Below are 5,998 nucleotides of genomic sequence, written 5' to 3'. Positions count from 1 at the left end.
AAAGACTCATTGCAGAAGTTGGCTTCTGAGGTGAAGGAAGTGTAAAGTTCACAATAAGCCATGTTGTAAGTTATGTTCAATCTGAAATTTCAGGTTGAACATAACTTTTTTGTTTTTAAGAAAAGTAGAGATGTCATTTAGGTAGAACGGTAGCTCTTTTTGAATGCCAATGGATTTTCTCCTGTGATTTTTTTGAAGGTGCGATTGAAATAACTCAAACTTTCAAATCCGCATTCGAAGCAGGTTTCGGTTACATTATGGTCTTGGAGCAATAGCTTTTTTGCTTTATCGATGCGGTAGTGGTTTACAAATTCCGTGAAAGTAAGGCGCGTCATTTTTTTAAAGTAACGGCAAAAAGCCGCCTCGCTCAAAAACGTTAACTCGGCAGCTTCGCGAACTTCGAGTTTGCGTTGGTAGTTGCCGTCAATAAACTCAAAAACGCTTCTAAGTCGTGTCTCGTCTTTTTGGGTAAATTGGTTTTTTACAGGCTCATCATGCAGCAGCACTTTATCGGGGCAGTCCATCAATGCTTTTAGGATTCCAAGCAATTCTAAGAACAGCTCAAAAGTTGAATGTGTATGCAAGTGTTTGATGCGTTTACCGAGCAGTTCCTTTGTAGATTCGCCAAAAGCAATACCATACCGCGAGAGTTGGAATAGCTCATGAATTGCCAGAAGCTCAGGGACTGTGGTATGAGCTGCCTGTAGAAAGTCGGGGCGGATATGCACGACCATTTTTTCATAAGGGGTCTTCACCCCATAGTCAAAGTTGAGATGGGGAATGTAGGAACCGATCAATACCAAATCACTACCATCAAATCGAGAAATGTGCTTTCCTACATGTCGTGTCCCGCTTGCGCCATCAATATAGACCAACTCGAATTCAGGGTGAAAATGCCAGAAAAAGAAGTCGCTGAGATTGGGATTTACCATCAGCTGTACGGAACTGTTGGAGGGACGGGAGATTTCTTCAAGCTCGGTTTTCATACAGCAAATTTTAAATTAATTTATATGATTATCCGCCAGATAAATAGATAATATAGTTAAGTTTTTAAATGCTGGTAACATCCCTGCCCTCCGACAGGCGGGGGTCTTCTGTCATCGGTCTTATATCCCATTTTTCACCTATTTTGCTCTATTGGACCATTAATTTTAACAAAAAATCAAAATAATTCAAATTATAGACAGAATACGACAAGCCTAGTGCATTTTTATAGACTAGTTTTATTGAAGATTTAATCAATATCAGAATCTCACTTTAACCAAATACTAAAAATGGAAACCCAAAAAAAGACCATCACCCAAAGAGACAGCCCGAATAAAAACCATAAAGAGATTCCGGGTAATCCCTCCACTGCCACTAGCAGCAAAGTTAAATTAAGCAATCGCTCCAACGGTCAGCCTCTGCGGGTATTGAGTGAAGCAGATTGGAAATTCTGGATCGAAAACGGGTATGTGGTGATAAAGCAGGCCGTTCCCCGTGAACAGGCGCAAGCGACCGCTGAATTTCTGTGGGAATTTGAGGAGAAAGATCCATACAATCCAGAAACCTGGTACACTTCACCGCGCAGCGATATGCAAATGAAAGAACTGGTAGGCACGGGTATGGTGGAAGTATATAATAACCAACACCTCTGGAATAACCGTCAGGCTCAGCGTGTTTACGATGCCTTTGTAGACGTCTGGGGTACAGAAAAGCTTTGGGTAACCATTGATCGCGCCAACCTGAACTTCCCAATGCGCCCGGGGCATGAATACAAAGGTTTTATCCATTGGGACTACGACCCCGAAACCCGTCCGCAAAATGTTCAGGGCGTTTTGGCCCTTGCTGATCAGACGGATGAAAATATGGGTGGCTTTCAGTGTATACCTGAGCTTTACCGAACCTATGATACTTGGAAATTAACACAGCCTGAAGACCGTGACAGATTTAAGCCAGACGTCACAGGCCTTGAAGCGCACATTGTAAAAGTGAAACTTGAAGCTGGCGACTTGCTTATTTTTAACAGCACTCAGCCACACGGGATTCGACCAAACCGCTCTATCGACAAAGTTAGAATCGCCCAATACATCTCCATGATGCCTGCTGAAGAAGACAATGAAGAATTGCGCAACTGGAGGATAAAATCCTGGAAAAACCGGGTTGCACCTGCAGGTTATGCCTTCCCGGGTGACCCACGCAACTGGGAACAAACACGCTATGAGGTAGCCAAATTAAACGAACTTGGCAAAAAACTCCTCGGCTTGGAAAGTTGGTGACCAATTTAATTTTTCAGTGGCAGTAAGGTGTAACTGGTTTTTTATATATCAAGGCTTTTGTATAGCCTTGATTCTAATCCAAAAACCCATAATAATCTATGTTAGTAAATATGAGCCTGTGGGATTTTACCATCATTGCGGCTTACTTCGGGGTAGTCCTGTGGATTGCCTGGTGGGCCTCAAAAGGAGGTTCCACCTGCAAAAATGAGTTGGACTCTACTGATTACTTCCTGGCTGGCAAAAATGAAGGCTGGTTTGTTATTGGTGCTTCGCTATTTTCTTCAAATATCGGTTCAGAGATCATTCTGGGTGTATCGGGAGCAGGTGCACGGGGTGAAATGCCACAAGCCAATTTTGAGATCCTTGCCTCTTTGATTCTTATTTTGCTCGGCTGGGTATTTGTACCTTTTTACCTGCGTACGGGGGTTTATACCATGCCTGAATTTCTGGAGAAACGTTACTCAAAAGCCTGTCGAAACTACCTTTCAGTGGTGTCATTAGTAGCCTACATTCTCACCAAAATCTCTCTCATCATCTTTTCAGGTGCCTTGGTTTTCGAAACCATGGGCATTCCCTTTTGGACAGGTGCTATCATTACCGTGGTTGCTACTGGATTTTACACCGTATTAGGTGGTCTAAGGGCGGTGATTTACACGGACATGATCCAAGCTTTTATATTGTTAGGCGGCACAGCTGCTGTAACTTATTACGGACTTGAGCAATTAGGCGGTTGGAATGCAATGATTGATACCATTGCCACAGCTGCGGCCAATGATCCAACCAAATCACCACCGGAGGATTTTTTCAATCTTTGGCGCCCCTTCTCTGATACTGATTACCCTTGGACAGGCATGCTATTTGGCGCGCCCATTTTGGGGGTTTGGTATTGGTGTACTGACCAGTTTATAGTACAGCGCGCACTCTCGGCAAAAGACATTAGTAACGCCCGTAAAGGAACTATTTTTGCAGTATTCTTGAAGCTTTTGCCTGTATTCCTATTTTTCGTACCGGGAGTAATTGCCTATGCCTTGGTCCAAAAAGGTATCCTGAACCTTTCCCTTGACAATCCCGATCAGGCCCTTCCGGCCATGATTACCGGCTTCTTGCCTGTGGGCATCAAGGGTATTGCCATAGCGGGTTTAATGGCTGCATTGATGAGCTCACTTTCTTCTGCCTTTAACTCCTCCTCCACTTTATTTACCATAGACTTTTATCGCGAAAGCCGGCCCAATGCATCAGAAAAGGAGTTGGTAAGGGTCGGACAAATTGCCACAGTGGTATTGGTTCTGGTCAGCCTGGGTTGGATCCCTTTTATGCGAACACTTATGGGAGGGGGTATTTTCCATTACCTGCAAAGCATACAGGCCTACATTTCACCACCCATTGCAGCAGTCTTTCTATTGGGTTTGTACTTCCGATGGATCAATGCAAAGGGTGCAATCGTAGCTTTATGGACAGGCTTTGGCTTTGGGATTTTGAGACTAGTCACGGAATTTATGAGCAAAGAAGGTATCATTGCTGTTAGCGAAGGATCAATTCTTGATATTTTTCTTGGAATCAATTTCCTTCATTTTGCTTTAATCCTTTTCCTGTTCTGTGGCGCTTTAATGATGTTAGTGAGTAAATTAGGTATCCAACAGTCGGACAAAGCCCTTCGCCTTACCACTTTCCAACCCGGTGAAACAGCCTTTAAATTTAAGGTTTCCACTGATGGAATCCTCACCATCGCCTTGATCATGATGGTCCTGTTTCTATGGATTATATTCAGTTCATGGGGAATTGGATAGAGGCTTAGCGCTTCATTCTGAATACGTTCTTTATTAAAAATTATCTCTGATTAAAACCAATAAAATGGATTTACAACTTAAAAATAAACGTGCATTTGTATCAGGCTCAACAGGAGGCATTGGACTGGCCATTGCCAAAGTACTGGCCGCTGAAGGAGCTGAGGTCATCTTAAACGGACGTACCCAAGCTCGAATCGATCAAGCCATATCCCAGCTGAAAAAAGAACTTCCTGAAGCCAAGATTACAGGTATTCCAGCTGATTTTTCCGACCCGGCATCGGTGGAATCATTATTGAACAACCTAAACTCCGTGGATATTCTGGTTAATAATGTGGGAATTTTTACTTCACAGTCTTTTGCCGATACATCCGATGCCGATTGGTACAGAATGTTTGAGGTAAATGTAATGAGCGGGGTCAGGCTGTCACGCGCATTACTGCCCGGAATGTTAACGCGGAATTGGGGGCGAATCCTGTTTGTGTCCAGTGAATGTGCCATGCTGGTACCTGAAGACCTCATTGCCTACAGTACTACCAAAGCCGCTTTGCTGGCTGTTTCTCGCGGACTAGCCCAAACTACCAAAGGCAGTGCTGTGACAGTAAATACTGTCGTTCCAGGCTCTACCTTATCAGAAGGTGCAGAACGGTTTTTACAGGAAGTTGCAGAAAGGGAGCAGATAAGTGAAGCAGAAGTGGCTGCAAATTTCTTCAAAAACGTGCGCACAACCTCATTAATCCAACGCTTCATCAGCACCGAAGAGATTGCCAATACCATTGCATACCTTTCCAGCCCGTTGGCATCTGCAACAAATGGAGCAGCTATCAAACTTGAAGGTGGGTCTGTCCCCGGGATAATCTGAAAAAAAATCTACGATTATCAGGGAAATCAGCGGGAGAAATAAAAAGCCGTTAGTGATGGCACTAACGGCGGCTGAGGGGCACCAAAGACGGCAGAGAAAATATCTACCAACATCTAATATCAACTAATATCCATTCTCTTACTTCAAATCAAACTCATACACAATCTCATGTTTATAAGTTTCACCTGGATTTAACCTTGCTGATGGAAAGGATGGCTCGTTTGGTGAATTTGGGAAAAACTGAGGTTCCAGACAAAAGCCGTAATTTTTTGAATAGGTCACGCCTGCGGTGGTTTGCTTTCCATCCAAAAAATTCCCCGTGTAAAACTGAACCCCAGGCTTAGTGGAAAATACTCTCATCAACCTTCCAGATCCTTCATGGTATACCTCAGCCATTTTGCGAAGCTCACCATCATGTTCTCTAGAAATCACAAAATTATGGTCATAGCCAGCACCTGTATCTTCTATGCGCTCCCCTATTTTTCTCGGTTCTCTAAAATCAAATGGCGTTCCCTCAACAGGGGACAATTCTCCTGTTGGAATCAAACCAGAATCGACCGGTGTATAGTGATCAGCAAAAAGCTGAACTTCATGATTCAAAATATTTTCCTCCATATTACTAAGGTTGAAATAACCATGATGGGTAAGGTTGACAACCGTAGCCTTGTCTGTTTCAGCTTCCATAATAATTTTAAGCTTATTTTCTGCTCCCAAAACAAAATCTATAGTGGTAATCAATGTGCCGGGATAGCCTTCTTCCCCATCTTCACTCACATAACGCATTCTTACTCCAATCTCATTTTCCAGCCCATCAATCACTTCACCATCCCACAACTGTCTGTTGAACCCCTTTTCTCCTCCATGTAAATGATTATCGCCGTTATTGGTGGCCAGTTGGTATTCTTGCCCATCCAATTCAAATCGGCCTTTGGCTATTCTATTGGCATATCTGCCCGCTACAGCTCCGAAAAAATAACTGTCGTTAATAAAATCCTCCACTTTTTCATAAGTCAACATGATATTTTGGGAATTGCCATCGCGGTCAGGAACAAGTATTTTTGACAGTATCGCACCATAATTGGTAAGTTCTACTT

General features: G+C 43.2%; 5 protein-coding genes. 3 read left to right on the top strand and 2 right to left on the bottom strand.

What is annotated here, in order from left to right; genetic code table 11:
• Window positions 1–137 precede the first annotated feature (137 nt).
• Window positions 138–986 carry an AraC family transcriptional regulator gene (locus EA341_RS01960; protein ID WP_293011000.1) on the bottom strand — a complete coding sequence of 283 codons (849 nt, stop codon included), beginning with the start codon at window positions 984–986 and terminating at the stop codon, window positions 138–140.
• A gap of 288 nt (window positions 987–1,274) precedes the next feature.
• On the opposite strand from EA341_RS01960, the gene EA341_RS01955 reads away from it, so the two are divergent.
• From EA341_RS01955 to EA341_RS01945, 3 genes are all read left to right on the top strand, one after another.
• Window positions 1,275–2,258: a phytanoyl-CoA dioxygenase family protein gene (locus EA341_RS01955; protein ID WP_293010999.1), complete on the top strand. Its 984-nt coding sequence runs from the start codon at window positions 1,275–1,277 to the stop codon at window positions 2,256–2,258.
• Between the two features lie 98 nt (window positions 2,259–2,356).
• Entirely contained in the window at window positions 2,357–4,045 is a 1,689-nt protein-coding gene (locus EA341_RS01950; RefSeq protein WP_293010998.1) for a sodium:solute symporter, read from the top strand.
• Window positions 4,046–4,109: 64 nt separating this feature from the next.
• Complete coding sequence (locus tag EA341_RS01945) at window positions 4,110–4,904, top strand: SDR family NAD(P)-dependent oxidoreductase (RefSeq protein ID WP_293010997.1); 795 nt, start codon at window positions 4,110–4,112, stop codon at window positions 4,902–4,904.
• Between the two features lie 138 nt (window positions 4,905–5,042).
• On the opposite strand, the gene EA341_RS01940 is transcribed toward EA341_RS01945, so the two are convergent.
• Window positions 5,043–5,998 (bottom strand): aldose epimerase family protein (locus tag EA341_RS01940; protein ID WP_293010996.1); only part of this gene is annotated, 956 nt, incomplete at its 5' end.

The organism is Mongoliibacter sp., assembly GCF_007692705.1.
In the GTDB taxonomy this organism is placed as follows: domain Bacteria; phylum Bacteroidota; class Bacteroidia; order Cytophagales; family Cyclobacteriaceae; genus Mongoliibacter.
The sequence above is the reverse complement of the archived record's forward strand: the minus strand, read 5'-3'. Positions and strand labels throughout refer to the sequence as shown.

What these genes read in the sequence shown, in the direction of transcription:
- EA341_RS01960 (WP_293011000.1), bottom strand. Translation starts at nt 986, where the DNA reads ATGAAAACCGAGCTTGAAGAAATCTCCCGTCCCTCCAACAGTTCCGTA.
- EA341_RS01955 (WP_293010999.1), top strand. Translation starts at nt 1,275, where the DNA reads ATGGAAACCCAAAAAAAGACCATCACCCAAAGAGACAGCCCGAATAAA.
- EA341_RS01950 (WP_293010998.1), top strand. Translation starts at nt 2,357, where the DNA reads ATGTTAGTAAATATGAGCCTGTGGGATTTTACCATCATTGCGGCTTAC.
- EA341_RS01945 (WP_293010997.1), top strand. Translation starts at nt 4,110, where the DNA reads ATGGATTTACAACTTAAAAATAAACGTGCATTTGTATCAGGCTCAACA.